The 17,661-nt window shown below is 72.9% G+C and carries 17 protein-coding genes and 1 tRNA gene; 10 read left to right on the plus strand and 8 right to left on the minus strand.

What is annotated here, in order from left to right:
• Window positions 1–35: 35 nt before the first annotated feature.
• The 3 genes from OOK34_RS20895 to OOK34_RS20905 all read left to right on the plus strand — a co-directional run bounded on the left by OOK34_RS20895 (window position 36) and on the right by OOK34_RS20905 (window position 7,153).
• Window positions 36–767 carry a VIT1/CCC1 transporter family protein gene (locus tag OOK34_RS20895; protein WP_267035382.1) on the plus strand — a complete coding sequence of 244 codons (732 nt, stop codon included), beginning with the start codon at window positions 36–38 and terminating at the stop codon, window positions 765–767.
• A gap of 394 nt (window positions 768–1,161) precedes the next feature.
• Window positions 1,162–5,700, plus strand: coding sequence for a glutamate synthase large subunit (gltB, locus tag OOK34_RS20900; RefSeq protein ID WP_267036843.1), 4,539 nt, complete (start codon window positions 1,162–1,164; stop codon window positions 5,698–5,700).
• Complete coding sequence (locus OOK34_RS20905; RefSeq protein WP_267035383.1) at window positions 5,693–7,153, plus strand: glutamate synthase subunit beta; 1,461 nt, start codon at window positions 5,693–5,695, stop codon at window positions 7,151–7,153. Before gltB ends, OOK34_RS20905 begins: the two co-directional genes overlap by 8 nt.
• Before the next feature lie 191 nt (window positions 7,154–7,344).
• Here the strand turns inward: OOK34_RS20905 and OOK34_RS20910 are convergent, their stop codons facing one another.
• Both OOK34_RS20910 and OOK34_RS20915 read right to left on the minus strand, forming a co-directional pair.
• On the minus strand, window positions 7,345–7,902 hold the full coding sequence (locus OOK34_RS20910) for a GntR family transcriptional regulator (protein ID WP_267035384.1): 558 nt from the start codon (window positions 7,900–7,902) through the stop codon (window positions 7,345–7,347).
• Window positions 7,903–7,941: 39 nt separating this feature from the next.
• The gene (locus OOK34_RS20915; protein WP_267035385.1) at window positions 7,942–8,346 is read right to left on the minus strand and encodes a hypothetical protein; all 405 of its coding nucleotides are present in this window, start codon (window positions 8,344–8,346) and stop codon (window positions 7,942–7,944) included.
• 120 nt (window positions 8,347–8,466) lie between these two features.
• On the opposite strand from OOK34_RS20915, the gene OOK34_RS20920 reads away from it, so the two are divergent.
• Together OOK34_RS20920 and OOK34_RS20925 are read left to right on the plus strand one after the other, a co-directional pair.
• Window positions 8,467–8,652 (plus strand): hypothetical protein, encoded by a 186-nt coding sequence (locus OOK34_RS20920; RefSeq protein ID WP_267035386.1) that lies wholly within the window; start codon window positions 8,467–8,469, stop codon window positions 8,650–8,652.
• Between the two features lie 104 nt (window positions 8,653–8,756).
• Entirely contained in the window at window positions 8,757–10,124 is a 1,368-nt protein-coding gene (locus tag OOK34_RS20925) for a glycoside hydrolase domain-containing protein (RefSeq protein ID WP_267035387.1), read from the plus strand.
• Here OOK34_RS20925 and OOK34_RS20930 read toward each other — a convergent pair.
• Together OOK34_RS20930 and OOK34_RS20935 are read right to left on the minus strand one after the other, a co-directional pair.
• Window positions 10,117–10,626 carry a pyridoxamine 5'-phosphate oxidase family protein gene (locus OOK34_RS20930; protein ID WP_267035388.1) on the minus strand — a complete coding sequence of 170 codons (510 nt, stop codon included), beginning with the start codon at window positions 10,624–10,626 and terminating at the stop codon, window positions 10,117–10,119. The genes OOK34_RS20925 and OOK34_RS20930 overlap by 8 nt on opposite strands.
• A 74-nt stretch (window positions 10,627–10,700) precedes the next feature.
• On the minus strand, window positions 10,701–11,339 hold the full coding sequence (locus OOK34_RS20935) for a PadR family transcriptional regulator (protein WP_267036844.1): 639 nt from the start codon (window positions 11,337–11,339) through the stop codon (window positions 10,701–10,703).
• A gap of 89 nt (window positions 11,340–11,428) precedes the next feature.
• Here OOK34_RS20935 and OOK34_RS20940 point away from each other — a divergent pair, with 89 nt between their 5' ends.
• Window positions 11,429–12,157 carry an SDR family NAD(P)-dependent oxidoreductase gene (locus tag OOK34_RS20940; protein ID WP_267035389.1) on the plus strand — a complete coding sequence of 243 codons (729 nt, stop codon included), beginning with the start codon at window positions 11,429–11,431 and terminating at the stop codon, window positions 12,155–12,157.
• Window positions 12,154–13,035: an alpha/beta hydrolase gene (locus OOK34_RS20945; RefSeq protein WP_267035390.1), complete on the plus strand. Its 882-nt coding sequence runs from the start codon at window positions 12,154–12,156 to the stop codon at window positions 13,033–13,035. Before OOK34_RS20940 ends, OOK34_RS20945 begins: the two co-directional genes overlap by 4 nt.
• Window positions 13,036–13,038: 3 nt before the next feature.
• Here OOK34_RS20945 and OOK34_RS20950 read toward each other — a convergent pair.
• Window positions 13,039–13,113 (minus strand) — tRNA-Ala (locus OOK34_RS20950).
• 66 nt (window positions 13,114–13,179) lie between these two features.
• Between OOK34_RS20950 and OOK34_RS20955 the strand changes: the two genes are divergently transcribed.
• The 3 genes from OOK34_RS20955 to OOK34_RS20965 all read left to right on the plus strand — a co-directional run bounded on the left by OOK34_RS20955 (window position 13,180) and on the right by OOK34_RS20965 (window position 14,928).
• Entirely contained in the window at window positions 13,180–13,731 is a 552-nt protein-coding gene (locus OOK34_RS20955; protein ID WP_267035391.1) for a hypothetical protein, read from the plus strand.
• Window positions 13,732–13,773: 42 nt separating this feature from the next.
• A complete protein-coding gene (locus OOK34_RS20960; protein WP_267035392.1) occupies window positions 13,774–14,127 on the plus strand; it encodes a hypothetical protein in 354 nt (117 codons plus the stop codon).
• A 78-nt stretch (window positions 14,128–14,205) separates the two neighbouring features.
• Window positions 14,206–14,928: a class I SAM-dependent methyltransferase gene (locus OOK34_RS20965; protein WP_267035393.1), complete on the plus strand. Its 723-nt coding sequence runs from the start codon at window positions 14,206–14,208 to the stop codon at window positions 14,926–14,928.
• 19 nt (window positions 14,929–14,947) lie between these two features.
• On the opposite strand, the gene OOK34_RS20970 is transcribed toward OOK34_RS20965, so the two are convergent.
• Genes OOK34_RS20970 through OOK34_RS20980 form a run of 3 tightly spaced genes read right to left on the minus strand, consistent with a single transcriptional unit; the run spans window position 14,948 to window position 17,606 of the window.
• Complete coding sequence (locus tag OOK34_RS20970; protein WP_267035394.1) at window positions 14,948–15,385, minus strand: VOC family protein; 438 nt, start codon at window positions 15,383–15,385, stop codon at window positions 14,948–14,950.
• A gap of 26 nt (window positions 15,386–15,411) precedes the next feature.
• A complete protein-coding gene (locus tag OOK34_RS20975) occupies window positions 15,412–16,461 on the minus strand; it encodes an acyl-CoA dehydrogenase family protein (RefSeq protein WP_267035395.1) in 1,050 nt (349 codons plus the stop codon).
• The gene (locus tag OOK34_RS20980; RefSeq protein WP_267035396.1) at window positions 16,461–17,606 is read right to left on the minus strand and encodes an acyl-CoA dehydrogenase family protein; all 1,146 of its coding nucleotides are present in this window, start codon (window positions 17,604–17,606) and stop codon (window positions 16,461–16,463) included. Before OOK34_RS20980 ends, OOK34_RS20975 begins: the two co-directional genes overlap by 1 nt.
• Window positions 17,607–17,661 lie beyond the last annotated feature (55 nt).

The raw sequence follows: 17,661 nt of genomic DNA on the forward strand, positions 1-17,661 counted from the left end.
GCGTACCCGCTCGCACAAAAGGGGAGATACGCCGCATGTCCATCATCGACATCGAAGCGCCGCTGCACACCGCACACCGCGACAACCACACCCACCGGGACGTCAATGGCGGATGGCTGCGGCCGGCCGTCTTCGGAGCCATGGACGGGCTCGTCTCCAACCTCGCCCTGATGACCGGTGTGGCCGGCGGCGCCGTCGCCCCGCAGGTCATCGTGATCACCGGCCTGGCGGGCCTCGCGGCCGGCGCCTTCTCGATGGCGGCCGGCGAGTACACCTCCGTCGCCTCCCAGCGCGAGCTGGTCCTCGCCGAGCTGGACGTGGAACGGCAGCAGCTGCGCAAGCACCCGGTCGACGAGATGGAGGAGCTGGCCGAGCTCTACGTCTCGCGCGGGGTCGAGCCCGCCCTCGCCCGCGAGGTCGCGATGCAGCTGTCGCGCGACCCGGAGCAGGCGCTGGAGATCCACGCCCGCGAGGAGCTCGGCATAGACCCCGACGACCTGCCCTCGCCGCTCGTCGCCGCCGTCTCGTCCTTCGGTTCCTTCGCGCTGGGCGCGCTGCTGCCCGTACTGCCCTACCTGCTCGGTGCGACCGCCCTGTGGCCGGCCGTGCTGCTGGCGCTCGCCGGGCTCTTCGCCTGCGGTGCGGTGGTCGCGCGGGTCACGGCCCGGTCCTGGTGGTACAGCGGTATGCGCCAGCTTGTCCTGGGTGGCGCCGCCGCGGGTGTGACGTACATCCTGGGAACCTGGATCGGCAGCGCCGTAGGCTAACGAGCGCGGGAGTGAGACACTATGCAGCACGCAGCATAAGTAGTCCGTTACCCGGTGGTTTCGATTCCGTGACCGCTGGGCATCAGACCAGGGCGCCGGGCAATGATGCCCGCTCGCGCCGGGACCTTCGACCCGTGTTGTGCCAGCAGAACTCCGCGTAGAAGCGTCTGCGACCCCGTGAAGGTCCCTTCTTTCTGCCTCGAGCAGTGTCCGCATGCTGGAATGTGATATCCGGTTCTCGGAATTAACGTCATCATGTAACCTGCACGAAATTTCGCAGAGGGCCAACGTCGTCCCTCGGCTATGCACATATGCCACGACGACGACGGGAGAGCCGATGCGTTCCGCATCCACGCACTCCGCGACCGGCCTCAGCAACACCGCCTGGTCGCCCATGGACGGTCGCCCCGCCCAGCAGGGCATGTACGACCCCCGCAACGAGAAGGACGCCTGTGGCGTCGGATTCGTGGCGAACCTCACCGGCGAGGCCACCCACACCCTCGTTGAGCAGGCCCTGACCGTCCTGCGGAACCTCGAGCACCGCGGCGCCACCGGCTCCGAGCCGGACTCCGGCGACGGCGCGGGCATCCTGTCCCAGGTGCCGGACGCCTTCCTGCGCGAGGTCGCGGACTTCGAGCTTCCCGAGGCCGGCGCGTACGCCGTCGGCATCGCCTTCCTCCCCGCCGACGGCACCGCACAGGCCGTCGCCGTGGAGCAGATCGAGGCCATCGCCGCCCAGGAGAACCTGACGGTCCTCGGCTGGCGCGAGGTCCCGGTCACCCCGGACCTGCTCGGCAACGGCGCCCGCGCCACGATGCCCGCCTTCTCGCAGCTGTTCGTCAGCAACGGCAGCACCGGCATCGAGCTGGACCGCAAGGCCTTCGTGCTGCGCAAGCGCGCCGAGCGCGAGGCCGGCGTCTACTTCCCGTCGCTCTCCGCCCGCACCATCGTCTACAAGGGCATGCTGACCACCGGCCAGCTGGAGCCCTTCTTCCCGGACCTCTCCGACCGCCGCTTCGCCTCGGCGCTCGCCCTGGTCCACTCCCGGTTCTCGACGAACACCTTCCCGTCCTGGCCGCTCGCCCACCCGTACCGCTTCGTCGCGCACAACGGCGAGATCAACACGGTCAAGGGCAACCGGAACTGGATGAAGGCCCGCGAGTCCCAGCTGGCGTCGGACGTCTTCGGCGACGGCGCCCTCGACCGCATCTTCCCGATCTGCACCCCGGACGCCTCCGACTCGGCCTCCTTCGACGAGGTCCTGGAGCTGCTCCACCTCGGCGGCCGGTCGCTGCCGCACAGCGTGCTGATGATGATCCCGGAGGCGTGGGAGAACCACGCCTCCATGGACCCGGCCCGCCGCGCGTTCTACCAGTACCACTCCACGATGATGGAGCCCTGGGACGGCCCGGCCTGCGTCACCTTCACCGACGGCACCCAGGTCGGCGCGGTCCTCGACCGCAACGGTCTGCGCCCCGGCCGCTACTGGGTCACCGACGACGGCCTCGTCGTCCTCGGCTCCGAGGTCGGCGTCCTCGACATCGACCCGTCCAAGGTCGTCCGCAAGGGCCGCCTGCAGCCCGGCAAGATGTTCCTCGTCGACACCGCCCAGAAGCGGATCGTCGAGGACGACGAGATCAAGGACGGACTGGCCGCCGCCGCCCCCTACGCCGAATGGCTGGAGACCGGCGAGATCGAGCTGACGGACCTGCCCGAGCGTGAGCACATCGTGCACACCCACGCCTCGGTCACCCGCCGCCAGCAGACCTTCGGCTACACCGAGGAAGAGCTGCGCGTCATCCTCGCGCCCATGGCCCGCACCGGCGGCGAGGCCCTCGGCTCCATGGGTACGGACTCGCCGATCGCGGCCCTGTCCGAGCGCCCCCGGCTGCTCTTCGACTACTTCACCCAGCTGTTCGCGCAGGTCACCAACCCGCCGCTGGACGCCATCCGCGAGGAGCTCGTCACCTCGCTGCTGTCCTCGATCGGCCCGCAGTCCAACCTGCTCGAGCCGACCGCCGCGTCCTGCCGCAGCGTCACCCTGCCCTTCCCGGTGATCGACAATGACGAGCTGGCCAAGCTCATCCACGTCAACGCCGACGGCGACATGCCGGGCATGAAGGCCGCCACCCTCTCGGGCCTCTACCGGGTCTCCGGCGGCGGCGAAGCGCTGGCCGCGCGGATCGAGGAGATCCGCACCGAGGCCGACGCGGCCATCGAGGCCGGTGCCCGCCTGATCGTCCTGTCGGACCGCCACTCGGACGCCGAGCACGCGCCGATCCCGTCGCTGCTGCTCACCGCTGCCGTGCACCACCACCTCATCGCCACCAAGCAGCGCACCCAGGTGGGCCTGCTGGTCGAGGCCGGCGACGTCCGAGAGGTCCACCACGTCGCCCTGCTCATCGGCTACGGCGCCGCGGCCGTCAACCCGTACCTGGCCATGGAGTCCGTCGAGGACCTGCTGCGCGCCGGTACCTTCCTGTCCGGCCTGGAGCCGGAGCAGGCCATCAAGAACCTGATCTACGCCCTCGGCAAGGGCGTCCTGAAGGTCATGTCGAAGATGGGCATCTCCACCGTCGCCTCCTACCGCGGCGCCCAGGTGTTCGAGGCCGTCGGCCTCAACGAGGAGTTCGTCCGTACGTACTTCAACGGCACCGCCACCAAGATCGGCGGCGCCGGCCTGGACGTCGTCGCCAAGGAAGTGGCCGCCCGCCACGCCAAGGCGTACCCGGCCTCCGGCATCGCGGCCACGCACCGCGCGCTGGAGATCGGCGGCGAGTACCAGTGGCGCCGCGAGGGCGAGCCGCACCTGTTCGACCCGGAGACGGTCTTCCGCCTCCAGCACGCCACCCGCAACCGCCGGTACGACATCTTCCGTCAGTACACGGACCGGGTGAACGAGCAGTCCGAGCGCCTGATGACGCTCCGCGGCCTCTTCGGCTTCAAGTCCGACCGCCCGTCGATCTCCATCGACGAGGTCGAGCCGGTCTCCGAGATCGTCAAGCGCTTCTCCACCGGCGCCATGTCGTACGGCTCCATCTCCAAGGAGGCGCACGAGACCCTCGCCATCGCCATGAACCAGCTGGGCGCCAAGTCCAACACCGGTGAGGGCGGCGAGGACCCGGACCGCCTGTACGACCCGGCGCGCCGCTCGTCGATCAAGCAGGTCGCCTCCGGCCGCTTCGGCGTCACCTCCGAGTACCTGGTCAACGCGGACGACATCCAGATCAAGATGGCGCAGGGTGCCAAGCCCGGCGAGGGCGGCCAGCTGCCCGGCCACAAGGTCTACCCGTGGGTCGCCAAGACCCGGCACTCCACCCCGGGCGTCGGCCTGATCTCCCCGCCGCCGCACCACGACATCTACTCCATCGAGGACCTGGCTCAGCTGATCCACGACCTCAAGAACGCCAACCCGGCCGCGCGCATCCACGTGAAGCTCGTGTCCGAGGTCGGCGTGGGTACGGTCGCCGCGGGTGTCTCCAAGGCCCACGCGGACGTCGTCCTCATCTCCGGCCACGACGGCGGAACGGGCGCGTCCCCGCTGACCTCCCTGAAGCACGCGGGCGGCCCCTGGGAGCTCGGCCTCGCCGAGACCCAGCAGACCCTGCTGCTCAACGGGCTGCGCGACCGCATCGTCGTCCAGACGGACGGCCAGCTCAAGACCGGCCGCGACGTGGTCATCGCCGCGCTGCTCGGCGCCGAGGAGTTCGGTTTCGCGACCGCGCCGCTCGTCGTCTCCGGCTGCGTCATGATGCGCGTCTGCCACCTGGACACCTGCCCCGTCGGCATCGCCACGCAGAACCCGGTCCTGCGCGACCGCTTCTCCGGCAAGCCCGAGTTCGTCGTCAACTTCTTCGAGTTCATCGCGGAGGAGGTGCGCGAGCTCCTCGCCGAGCTGGGCTTCCGCACGATCGAGGAGGCCGTCGGCCACGCCGAGTTCCTCGACACCAGCAACGCCGTGACGCACTGGAAGGCGCAGGGCCTCGACCTCGAGCCCCTCTTCTACGTGCCCGAGCTGCCCGAAGGCGCGGTCCGCCACGCCCTGATCGAGCAGGACCACGGTCTGGAGAAGGCCCTCGACAACGAGCTGATCGAGCTCGCGGCCGACGCGCTGAACGCCGAGTCCGCCGAGGCGGCCCTGCCGGTCCGCGCCCAGGTCGCGATCCGCAACATCAACCGGACCGTCGGCACCATGCTCGGCCACCAGGTCACCAAGAAGTTCGGTGGCGCGGGCCTGCCCGACAACACGATCGACCTGACCTTCACGGGCAGCGCCGGCCAGTCCTTCGGCGCCTTCCTGCCGAAGGGCATCACCCTCCGCCTGGAGGGCGACGCCAACGACTACGTCGGCAAGGGCCTCTCCGGTGGCCGCGTCGTGGTCCGCCCGGACCGCGCCGCCGACCACCTCGCCGAGTACTCCACCATCGCCGGCAACACCATCGGCTACGGAGCCACCGGCGGCGAGATGTTCCTGCGCGGCCGCACCGGCGAGCGCTTCTGCGTCCGCAACTCCGGTGCCCTGGTCGTCTCGGAGGGCGTGGGCGACCACGGCTGCGAGTACATGACCGGCGGTACGGCGGTCGTCCTCGGCGAGACGGGCCGCAACTTCGCGGCCGGCATGTCCGGCGGCGTCGCGTACGTCATCGACCTCGACCCCCGCCAGGTCAACGTCGGCAACGCCGGGGCCGTGGAGGCCCCCTCGGACGCCGACAAGCAGTGGCTGCACGATGTGGTGCGCCGCCACGAGGAGGAGACCGGCTCGACCGTGGCCGCGAAGCTCCTGGCTGACTGGTCCGTCTCGGCGGCCCGCTTCAGCAAGATCATCCCGACCACGTACAAGGCAGTGCTCGCCGCCAAGGACGCCGCTGAGCTGGCCGGACTCTCCGAGTCCGAGACCACCGAGAAGATGATGGAGGCGGCGACCAATGGCTGACCCGAAGGGCTTCCTCACCACCCCGCGCGAAACCGCCTGCTCCCGTCCCGTCGCCGAACGGCTGAAGGACTGGAACGAGGTCTACGTCCCGGGCTCGCTGCTCCCGATCATCAGCAAGCAGGCCGGCCGCTGCATGGACTGCGGCATCCCGTTCTGCCACAACGGCTGCCCGCTCGGGAACCTGATTCCCGAGTGGAACGACTTCGCGTACCGCGAGGACTGGACCGCCGCCTCGGAGCGCCTGCACGCGACGAACAACTTCCCGGAGTTCACCGGGCGGCTGTGCCCGGCTCCCTGCGAGTCGGCGTGCGTCCTCGGCATCAACCAGCCGGCCGTCACGATCAAGAACGTCGAAGTCTCGATCATCGACAAGGCCTGGGACAACGGCGACGTCACCCCGCAGGCGCCCGAGCGCCTGTCCGGCAAGACGGTGGCCGTCATCGGCTCGGGCCCGGCGGGCCTCGCCGCGGCCCAGCAGCTGACCCGGGCCGGCCACACCGTGGTCGTGTACGAGCGCGCCGACCGCATCGGCGGCCTGCTGCGCTACGGCATCCCCGAGTTCAAGATGGAGAAGGTGCACATCAACCGCCGCATCGAGCAGATGCGCGCGGAGGGCACCAAGTTCCGCACCGGCATCGAGGTCGGCCGCGACATCACCGCCACCGACCTGCGCAAGCGGTTCGACGCGGTCGTCGTGGCGGCGGGCGCCACCGTCTCCCGCGACCTGCCGGTTCCCGGGCGGGACCTGCGCGGGATCCACTTCGCGATGGAGTACCTCCCCCTCGCGAACAAGGTCCAGGAGGGCGACTTCCTGGCCCCGCCGATCACCGCCGAGGGCAAGCACGTGGTCGTCATCGGCGGCGGCGACACCGGCGCGGACTGCGTGGGCACCGCCCACCGCCAGGGCGCGGCCTCGGTGACCCAGCTGGAGATCATGCCGAAGCCGTCCGAGGACCGCCCCACCGGGCAGCCCTGGCCGACCTTCCCCATGCTCTACAAGGTCACCTCGGCCCACGAGGAGGGCGGCGAGCGGATCTACTCCGTCTCCACCACCCACTTCGAGGGCGACGAGGACGGCAACGTCCAGGCCCTGCACCTGATCGAGGTCGAGTTCGTCGACGGCAAGCTCACCCAGAAGCCCGGCACCGAGCGCGTCCTCCCCGCGCAGCTGGTCACCCTGGCGATGGGCTTCACCGGCACCGACCAGGCCAACGGTCTGGTCGAGCAGTTCGGCGTGAGCCTCGACGCGCGGGGCAACATCGCCCGCGACGCCTCGTACGCCACGGACGCCGACGGCGTCTTCGTCGCCGGCGACGCGGGCCGCGGCCAGTCGCTCATCGTGTGGGCCATCGCGGAAGGCCGCTCGGCCGCCCGCGGCGTGGACCGCTACCTGACCGGCACCAGCACCCTCCCGTACCCGGTCAAGCCGACGGACCGCTCCCTGATGGTGTAGCCCCGAAGCACCCCCCGTCACGCGAATGGCGGGACCCCTCATACGGTCCGTACAACGACGTACGGAACTCTGACACCGCGCCCGCCACGTCCCCGACCAGGGGTGGCGGGCGCGGTGGCGTTGTGTAGTCATGTCAATGCACGCGGGCGTTGGCCCGGTCCTGGTGTTCCCGGCCGCCGCGTGGGCTCCGTTCACCCAGGCTGTGAAGGGTCAAGCCTGATCTCGTACCGCGCCTGCTGACGTCCTCCCGGCATGACCATCACGTCGGCCTGGATCGCGCGGTCCGCCGAGTCGTAGGTGGTGCGGGCGAGTTGCAGCACCGGTTCGCCCTCGCCGAGGCGGAGCTGCTCGTACTCCTCGACGCCGGGCATCCGCGCTGTCACCGTCTCGATGACCCGCACGCCGACGTGCCCCAGGGCGGCCAGTAGCGTCACGGCCCCACCCCGGATCTTCGCCGTTCCGGCCAGCGGGGTGCCTGCGGCGATGTCCGTGGGGTAGTAGCTGTCCGTCAGCTCGGTCGGTTCGCCGTCGAGTTCGATGATCCTGCGACGACACACGACCGTGCTCCCAGCCGCCAGGCCGAGCATCGCCGCAACACCGGCCGGGGCTGTTGTCTCCCCGGCGTGGACGATGCGCTGGGTCCCCCGGCGGCCCGACTCCTGGGTTTCCGCGGTCCACGCGTCAGTCGCCCCGGCGGCGCGCGGAGTCAGGTAGGGCATCGAGGTGCTGGTCCACTCGCCGCCCCTCACGCCGCCTCCGCGCGTCCGATCCGTCCCGTGGGCCCCAGGCTACTCGGGCTGGACCACCGTGGCGCCCCAGCGTATGGACGGGGACGAGGCGGCCACTGCCGCGCCGAAGCCGCCGGAGAGGCCGGTGCCGAGGGGGACGGTGATGCGGGCCGGGCTGCCGGCCGGGCAGTCGAGGGTGAAGGGGGCCGGGTCGCGGTCCGGATGGTTGTCGAGGTGGAAGGACACCTCGATGCTGCCGCCGCCCTCGCAGGCGAAGGTGGTGTGGGTGTCCAGCCAGGAGGCGAGGCCGCCCGAGACGAAGCCGCCGTCGCCGGTCTGCTCCTGCACCCAGATCAGCCCGTCCGGTCCCGGATAGCCGATCAGCTCCTCCTGCGCCGAGGCCTGGCCTGCTCCGACACCCACCACCAGCACTGCCGCGACCGCGACACCGAGTGCGTGCTTCATGTTTTCCCCCCAGGATTCGTTGAGTGACTCCGACCCCGTCCACGTTAGGCGTCGCCACTGACAATCCGGGAGGCCGTGCGGTAGGCGGTGGGGGTGAGGCCCGTGCGGCGGTGGAGGTGGGTGCGGAGGGAGTCGGTGGTCGCCGCGGACGCGGTGATGGCCGAACTCCCCGAGATCGCCTGCCAGTACGACCGGGAGCTGCTCCTCGACACCTCCGAGACCGAGCGCGTGCTCGGCGTACGCGCCACCGCGCTGGACTCCGTACTCGAGGAGCCGGCGCCGAGCGCGCCGTCGGAGCGGCCGTGAGGGGAGGCGGGGGTCCGGGCAGGGCAACCGGGTGGGCCGTACGGGGCACTCCGGGGGTGTCGCGGCGCGGTCGAGGGGGGTGGGGGTCGGTACCTGTGGGGGCCATGCCCTCCCGAACGCTGTTGCGCTGCCTGCTGGGCGCCGCCCTGCTGATGCCGCTGTCGCCCGCCGTCGCCACCGCCACCCCCACCGCGGCCCCCGCCGCCACCGCCGCGGGCGACGGGCCGGCCGTCGACTACCGGGGGCTGCGCCTGGCCCTCCCCGCCGGCTGGAGGGTCGTCGACCTCGACCGCGACCCCGCCGCCTGCCTGCGCCTGGACCGGCCCACGCTCTACCTCGGGCACGCCGGCACCCAGGCCGAGTGCTCCGGCCGCCGGGCCGTCGCCACCCGCGCCGACACCCTGCACCTGGAGCCCCTCGACGGGGCCCCGCCCCGCGCCGACGTCCCCACCCTCACCGTGGACGGCGGGTCCGCGCCGCCGCCCGCCGAGGGGGACAGCGGCGAGGTGCGGTACGCCCTGCGCGGCCCGGGGGTGATGGCCACGCTCTCGTACGGGGCCGAACCCGACGCCGTACGGGAGCTGCTGGCGCGGGCCGTCGGCGTACCGGGGCACCCCGGAGCGGCCGAGCCGGTCGCCGCCACCGTCGCCGCCGCCCCGCCCCGGTCCGGCCGGCAGGCCTTCACCGGCCAGGCCTTCACCGGCCAGGGCTTCGACGCCTGCACCGCCCCGCCCCAGCGCTCCATGGACGCCTGGCGCGCCGGTTCCCCCTTCGGCGCGATCGGCGTCTACATCGGCGGCCGCGCCCGCGCCTGCGCCCAGCCGCAGCTGACGGCCGCCTGGATCCGCAGGCAGGCCGAGGCGGGCTGGCACCTGATGCCGATCTGGGTGGGCCCGCAGCCCTGGCACAGCGCGACCACGGGACTGTCCACCGACCCCTCCGAGGCGAACGAGCAGGGCCGGGAGGCCGCCGACGGCGCCGCCCAGGCGGCCCGCTCCCTCGGCCTGGCCGAGGGCACGCCGCTCTACAACGACCTGGAGCACTACGGGGACCGCACCACCTGGGACCCGCCGGTCGTCGCCTACCTCACGGCCTGGACGGTACGGCTGCACGAGCTGGGCTACCGCTCGGCGGCCTACGTCTCGGCGAGTTCCGGCGCCAAGGCGCTCAGCGCCCACCACCACCAGGCCCCGCAGGCCATGCCGGACGTGCTGTGGGTGGCCCAGTGGAACGGCGCGGCCTCCGTCACGGACGCCGACATGGGCCTGCCCCAGGGCAAGGCGCTGTGGGCCGGCCCGCGCCGGGCCCACCAGTTCAGGGGGGACCACGACGCCTCGTACGGCGGGGTGACGATCAACATCGACCGCAGCTGGGTGGACGTGGACCCGGCCGTCCTCGCCCCGGTCGCCCCCGTCCCCGTCCCCGCCCCTGCCCCCGTCCCCACCCCCGCCGCCGTCCCGCGCTTCAGCTAGCGGGGACCTCGCGCGGCGGCTCGTCGTCATTGCCCCGGCGCAGTACCCGCATCCCCTGCGCCGGGGTCCAGGAGCGCACCACCAGCTCCTCGCCGTCGACGCCGATGTGGACCACCTCGGTCAGGTCGGCGTGGAAGAGGTGGAAGGGGTGCGGGGAGTCGGTCTCCTCCGCGTACCGGTGCAGCTCGGGCGGGTCCACGATCTCCACCGCCCGCCCGGAGACGCGGACGTCCCCGTCCGGCATCGCCTGGCCCGCGCCCGGATTGGTGTGCAGGGCGAAGCGCGGATCGCGCTGGAGGTCCCTCGCCTTCATGGAGCCCGCCATCATGCCGAGCCACAGCTCGCCGCCGCGGATCTCGACGTTGAGCCCGGCCACCCGGGGGGAGCCGTCCTTGCGCAGGGTGGCGAGGACGTGGTGCGGGTACTGCGCGAAGCGGGCCCGGACGGCCGCCGCGAATTCCGGTTCTGCCTTCTCGAACGCTGCCCAGTTGTTCGTCGCCATACGTCCATCAAAGCGTGCGCCGCCGACAACGGCCGCTCAGGCGCGCACGGTGCCCGCCGCGCGCGCAAGCGCGCCTACGGGCGGCTGCCGGGGCCCCCGGACTCCGCTCGCGCCGCCTCCAGTGCGTCGATGTCCTCCAGCATGGCGGCCGCGAGGTCGCGCTCGGAGGTGTAGTACCGCTCGGCCCACCGCAGGGTGAGCGTGGGGTACGCCCAGGCCGCCTCGTCCTTGGCGCCCTCGACGTCCGCCACCGCGCGGCGGCGCATGTTCTCCGCGAACTCCAGGTGCTGGAGGAGCACTTCGCGCATCTGCTCCGGCTCCAGCAGGTGGCCCAGCCACAGCCGCAGCATCGGCCCGTGCTTGAGGACCGGCGGGTCGACCGGCGCCTCGCGCGCCCATGTCCGTACGGCGGCCATGCCCTCGTCGGTGATCCGGTACACGCGCTTGTCGCGGGTGCCGGTGTCCTGGGCGACCATCCGCGAGGAGGCGTAGCCGGCCTTCTCCAGCCGCTTGAGCTCGCTGTAGATCTGGCTGAAGGACGGGCTCCAGTAGAAGAAGCGCAGCGACCAGTCCGACCACTTCTTCAGGTCGTAGCCGGAGAGCTCCTCGCCGAAGGAGAGCAGCCCGAGCACCGCCCAGCTGGTCGCGGGGAGGGTGCGCCCGTTCGTCTCTGCCGTCGTCTCGTCTGCCGTCTCGTCTGCCACGCAGCGCAGTCTACGACCGGTCCCCGCGGCGTCCTTCCCTCTGCTGGCCATGACTGCTAGAAGTGTTCCTATTAGAACTAACTCCCTGGAGGCCTGAGGTGAACTCGTTGGACGGGAAGGTCGTCGTCATCACCGGCGCCGGACGCGGCCAGGGCGCCGCCGAGGCCGGGCTGTGCGCGCAGGCCGGGGCGCGGGTCGTCGTCACCGACGTCCGGGAGGAGGAGGGCCGGGCGGTCGCCGCCTCGCTGGGCGGCCAGGGGCTGTACGTACGGCACGACGTGGCCGAAGCCGAGGGCTGGGCCACCGTCGTACGGGAGGCGGTGGCCGCCTTCGGGACGATCTCGGCGCTGGTCAACAACGCCGCCCTGTGGCGCACCGCCCATGTCGAGGAGCAGAGCGCGCAGGGCTTCGAGGAGCTGCTGCGGGTCAACCTGCTGGGCCCCTTCCTCGGGATCCAGGCGGTGGCCCCGGTGCTGCGCGCCGCCGGGGGCGGGTCGATCGTCAACGTCTCCTCCATCGCCGGGCTGGTCGGGATCCCGGGCCACGCGGCGTACGGGTCCACCAAGTTCGGGCTGCGCGGGCTGACCCGGTCGGCGGCGCTGGACCTGGCCGGGGACGGGATCCGGGTCAACTCGGTGCACCCCGGGGCCATCGACACCCCGATGGTGGCCGGCGCGGTCGCGGGGCGGGACTGGTCGCACGTGCCGCTGGGGCGGATGGGGCAGCCGCGGGAGGTCGGGGAACTGGTGCTGTTCCTGTGCTCGGACGCGTCCTCGTACGTGACGGGCGCGGAGTTCGCGGTCGACGGCGGGATGACGGCCCGATGACCCGGGACGGGCTGGCTCCGGACGCGCGGCGGCTGTGCGACGCGATGGCGGCGGGTTTCCCGGGGCCCGGGGACGCGGCCGTGCTGCGGGCGGCGGTGGGCGCGGCCGGCCGGGAGGGGCCGGAGGTGGCCTCGGTGTACGACACCGCCGCCGCGGGGGTCCCGGTCCGGGTCTACGACCCCGCGCCCGGGACGGCGGGGCGGACGCTCGCCGTGTACTTCCACGGCGGCGGCTGGGTGATGTGCGGGCTGGACACCCATGACGCCCTGTGCCGTGAACTGGCCGTGGCCTCCGGGGCGGTGGTCGTCTCCGCCGACTACCGGCTCGCCCCGGAACACCCCTGGCCGGCGGCGGCCGACGACGCGCTTGCCGTGCTGCTGTGGGCGCGGGCCGAAGCGGGCCGGCTGGGCTGCGATCCGGGGCGGGTGGTGGTGGCGGGGGACTCCAGCGGGGGCAACCTGGCGGCGGTGACCGCGCTGCGGGCGCCGGAGCTGGTCGCCGGGCAGCTGCTGGTGTACCCGCCGCTGGACGCCTCGATGGGCTCGGAGTCGGTGGCCGCGTACGGGCGGGGGTACTTCCACACCGCCGCGCACATGGCCTGGTACTGGGACCAGTACGGCGGCGACCCCGCGCACCCGCACGTCTCCCCGCTGCGGGCGGCCGAGGTGGCCGGGCTGCCGCGCACGCTGATCGTCCTCGCGGACTGCGACCTGCTGCGGGACGAGGGACTGGCGTACGCGCGCCGGCTGGGAGAGGCGGGCGTGGACTGCGAGGTCCGGCTCCACCCAGGGGTCTTCCACGGCTTCCTGGGCCTGCCGCTGCCGGCCGCGAAGGCGGCCCTGGCAGGCGCGGCGGCCTGGCTGGCCGCGATGAAGTAAGGGGGCGGGGCGGCCGGATTCGAACCGGCGTCCTCCTCCATGCTGTGTAGGCGCACTACCTCTGTGCTACGACCCCGCCTTGTGTTCGATCTTAGTCGGGGCCGGGGAGGGTGCGCACCACGATATTCCCGGCATGATGTGTGCATGGCTGAACTGGTCCGGCGGGTGCCGGGGGCGATCCTGCGCAACTGCCTCGTACTGGCAGCGGAGTTCGGCGCGGTCCTGCTGCTGCGGGGGCCCGAGGGCGCCTGGATCCCGGTCCTGCTCGCCGTCTTCGTCATCGGCGCCGCCGTACCGCACGGCACCGGCGCGGAGTTCGTGGCCCGTACCGCCGTCGCGCTCTTCGCGGTGGGGATCGCGGCGATGGGCTGGATCACCTGGGATCGGCACACCCTCCACGACCGGGGCCGCGAGGAGACGGCGGTGGTGGCCTCGCGGACGATGACGCAGGACGGCTCGACGCAGACCCCCTCGCTGCGCCTGCGCACGGAGGCGGGTCGTGACCTGCCCGGGCCCGTGGCGCTGGACCTCCAGGCCGGCGCCCGGCTGGCGGTGACCGTCGACCCGGACGGCCCGGCCTGGTCCCTCGGCCCCCGCCCGGCCGAACCCTTCTGGGAGGCCACGGCCACGGCCGCCCTCCTCCTGCTCCAGACCGCCACCCTCACCACCCTCTCCCTGCGCCGCCCCCGCACCTGAAACCGCTGGCCAAGGCCGCGGGGCCCTCGTAGGGTCGCCGCCATGTCCACCACCACACCCACTACCACCCTCTGGCGCCCCACGGGCCCCGTCGAGCTCGACCTGGTCCGCGCCCTCGACTGGCGGGCCTGGCCGCCCCGCCTGCCGGAGCAGCCGATCTTCTACCCGGTGCTCAACGAGGACTACGCGATCCGCATCGCCCGCGACTGGAACGTCAAACACGACGGCGCGGGCTTCGTGACCCGCTTCGAGGTGGACTCGGCCTTCCTGGAGCGCTACCCGGTCCAGCGGGCGGGCGGCGAGACGATCCTGGAACTGTGGGTCCCGGCCGAGGACCTCCCCGAGTTCAACGCGCACATCGTGGGCCGCATCGAGGTGGTCCGCGAGTACCGCTGAGGCGGTGGCCGGCGGGGCGGTGGCCGGCGGGGTGCAATGGGCTCGCTCGGGAGCCGGGGGGTCGCGAAGAATGGCGGCATGACGACACGCGCCAGGTCCTTCGATGCCGCCGCCGCCCTCTACCACGCGAACCGGCCCGGCTACCCCGACGCGCTGTTCGACGCCGTCGAGGAACTGGCCGGGCGGCCGCTGCGCGGGGCGCGCGTGGCCGACGTCGGGGCCGGCACCGGGATCGCCACCGCGCTGCTGGCCGCACGCGGGGCACGGGTGCTCGCCGTCGAGCCCGGGGACGGGATGGCCGCCGAGTTCCGCCGGGCGCACCCCGGGATCCCGGTCGTGCGCGGCGACGGGGACCGCCTCCCGCTGGCCACGGCGAGCTTCGACCTCCTGACGTACGCCCAGGCCTGGCACTGGACCCACCCCGACCGCTCCGTCCCCGAGGTCCGCCGCGTGCTGCGCCCCGGCGGGGCCCTCGCCCTGTGGTGGAACGACCTGGACACCGAAGTGCCCTGGATCGCCGCGCAGGACCAGCGGATCCGGGACTTCCTCGGAGTGATCGGGCTGCCCTCACGCGAGTCCCTGGACGGGCTCGAGGTCACCACCCGGAAGGTCCGCTGGTCGCGGCGGATCCCGCTGGAGGCGCACCTGGCCAACCACGCCAGCCACTCCGCCTTCCTCCTCCTCGGCGAGTCCCGCACCCGGGAGTTCACGGACGCCGAGCGGGCCCGGCTGCTGTCCCTCTTCCCGGACGGGACGGTCGAGGAGCCCTACGTCGTCACCCTGCGCGTGGCCGTCGTCTAGGGGGGTGTCCGGCAAGCCCTCAGTCCAGGCAGAACTCGTTGCCCTCCGGGTCGGTCATCACGATGATCCCCTCGTCCACGCCATCGGAATCGAGCCGGTACAGCCGCTTCGCTCCCAGCCCCTCCAGCCTGGTGGCCTCCTCCTCCAGCACGGCCATCCGCTCGTCACCGGTCAGGCCGGGGGCCGAACGCAGGTCCAGGTGCAGGCGGTTCTTCGCCACCGTCTTGCCCTCGGGGACCTTCTGGAAGAACACCCGCGGCCCCTTGCCGTCCGGATCCGTGATGGCCGACCGGTCGTTGTGGTGCTCGGGCGGTATGCCCCGCGCCGTCAGCGCCGTCGCCCAGTCGGCGAAGCCCTCCGGCGGCGGCTGGACGCGATAGCCCAGCGCCTCGGCCCAGAACACCGCCTGCGCGCCCGGATCGGCACAGTCGTACGTCACTTGGAATTCCTTGGCCATGCCGCCTCCGACCGCTCGAAACCTGCTCATGTCCGCGCCCCGGGGCGTCTCCCGGAGCGCTCCGCCATCCTCGCACCGCCCTCTGACACACCGCTCGCCAATTCCGGTCGCACCACCTCCGCCCGGCACGCCGACGGGCTGCCCCACGCGTCGCGCAGCGGGCGGGCCTTGCGCAGCCACAGCGACAGGTCCAGCTCCTCGGTGTAGCCGACCGCGCCGTGCAGCTGGAGGGCGGTGAGCGCGGCCGCGTACGCCGCCTCGCCGGCGGTCAGCTTCGCCGCCGCCACGTCCCGGCGCGACAGGGACAGCGCCGCCGCCCACACCAGCGGCCGGGCGAACTCCAGCGCCAGCAGGGTGTCCGCCAGCCGGTGCTTGACCGCCTGGAAACCGCCGATCGGCGTCCCGAACTGGGTGCGCTGCTTCGCGTACTCCACCGTCCGCGCCAGCAGAGCCTCGCCGACGCCCAGGCACTGGGCCGCCGTCAGCAGCCGCGCCCAGCGCAGGGCCGCCCGCCCCGCCGCCGTCACCGCCGGGCCCGAGGCGAGCAGTTCCCCGCCCGGGGCCGGCGGGTACAGCCGCCGGGCCGGGTCCGTGGACGCCAGCAGCTCCCCGTGCCCGCCGGCCAGCCGCAGTTCGCCCGCCTGCGACACCGTGAAGCGGTACGTCGCCGCGTCCGCGTCCAGGGCGTACGGGGACCCGCCCGGCAGCGTCAGCGTCGCCGTGGCCCCACCCGCGGCCAGCCCCGGCAGGAAGCGCTTCGCCAGCACCTCGTCGCCCAGCTCGGCGAAGAGCACCGACGCCGCCGCCGTCTCCACCACCGGGCCCGGGACACCCGCCCGCCCCAGCTCCACGAAGCCCAGGGCCAGCTCCACCGGCAGCGGGCCCAGGCCGTCGTACGCCTCCGGCGCGGCCAGCGCGAACAGCCCCGTCCCGGCGAGCCGGGACCACAGCGCCCGCCCCGGCCCGTGCTCCCCGGCCGCCCAGGCCCGTACCGTCGCCGGGACCTCCGCCGCGCCGAGCAGGGAGCGCAGCGTACGGGCGAAGTCCGACTGTTCCTCGGTCAGCAGGAAGCGCATCAGCGGCGGCCCTTCGGAAGGCCGAGCAGCCGCTCGGCGATGATGTCGCGCTGGATCTCGTTCGTGCCCGCGTAGATCGGCCCGGCCAGCGAGAAGATCCACGGCTCGGCCCACACGCCCTGCGCCAGTTCCGCGTCGGCGCCCAGCAGGTCCAGGGCCGTCTCGTGCAGGGCGATGTCGTACTGCGACCAGAACACCTTGTTCAGGCTGGACTCGGCGCCGATGCTCCCGCCCGCCGCGAAACGGGAGGCGCCCGCCCAGGTGAACAGCTCGTAGGCGCGGGCCCCGACCACCGCGTCCGCCACCCGGTCGCGCAGCGCCGTGTCCGCCGGGTCTCCCTGAGCCCGCCAGAGCGACACGAGCCGGTCGGCCGCCGCCAGGAACCGGCCGGGGGAGCGCAGGGTCAGCCCCCGCTCGTTGCCGGTGGTGGACATCGCGATCCGCCAGCCCTGCCCCGGCTCCCCGATCACGTCCTCGTCGGGGACGAACACCCGGTCCAGGAACAGCTCCGCGAAGGCCGGCTTGCCGTCGAGGCGGCCGATGGGCCGTACCGTCACCCCCGGGGCCCGCAGGTCGAACATCAGGTACGTCAGCCCCTGGTGCGGCTTCGGCGCCCCGGGATCGGTGCGGAAGATGCCGAAGGCCCGGTCGGCGAAGGCGGCCCGCGAGGACCAGGTCTTCTGCCCCGACAGCAGCCAGCCGCCCTCCGTCCGCACGGCCCGCGACGTCAGCGAGGCCAGGTCGGAGCCCGACTCCGGCTCCGACCAGGCCTGCGCCCAGACCACCTCGCCGCTCGCCATGGAGGGCAGCACCCGCGCCCGCTGCTCCGCCGTGGCGTGGTCGAAGAGGGTCGGGGCCAGCAGGCTGATGCCGTTCTGCGAGACCCGGCCGGGCGCGCCCGCCGCCCAGTACTCCTCCTCGAAGACCAGCCACCGCTCGATGTCCACGCCCCGGCCCCCGTACTCCTCGGGCCAGGACACCGCCGACCAGCGGTCCGCGTGCAGCAGCGCCTCCCACTCCCGGTGCGCCGCGAAACCCTCCCCGGTCTCCAGCGAGGGCAGGGGGACGGCCGGGACGTGCGCGCGGAGCCAGTCCCGGGCCTCGGCCCGGAAGGCCTCCACCTCGGGTGCGTGGTCGAGGTTCACCTGCTGTTCGCCTCCTTCATGGCGGCACCCTTCACGGCGGCTACGTCCATGCCGC

It is taken from the genome of Streptomyces sp. NBC_00091, assembly GCF_026343185.1.
Taxonomy (GTDB): Bacteria; Actinomycetota; Actinomycetes; order Streptomycetales; family Streptomycetaceae; genus Streptomyces.